Raw genomic sequence first — 237 nt, 5'->3', positions numbered from 1 at the left:
TGCTGCGAGACCGCACTCGGCGTGACCCGCAGCCGGCGCGCGAGTTCGACGGTGGCCAGCGGCTCGTCCAGCATGGTGAGCAGCCGGGCCTTGGCCGCCCCGACCAGGGCGGTGAGCGCCGGGGCCTCGACGACGGGCGGGCGGGACCAGAGGGTCGCCACGCCCCGGCAGGGGTACGCCAGCGTGGGCGCGCCGTCCGGGCTGAGCGGCGGCGCCGGCTTGTGGGCGAACACGGAC

The 237-nt window shown here is 78.1% G+C and carries 1 pseudogene; it reads right to left on the bottom strand.

What is annotated here, in order from left to right:
• Positions 1 to 237, bottom strand: a pseudogene (locus tag VR45_RS04545) (transcriptional regulator); the annotation flags it as partial.

The sequence above is a fragment of the Streptomyces sp. NRRL S-495 genome, assembly GCF_000966955.1.
In the GTDB taxonomy this organism is placed as follows: Bacteria; Actinomycetota; Actinomycetes; order Streptomycetales; family Streptomycetaceae; genus Kitasatospora; species Kitasatospora purpeofusca.
The sequence above is the reverse complement of the archived record's forward strand: the minus strand, read 5'-3'. Positions and strand labels throughout refer to the sequence as shown.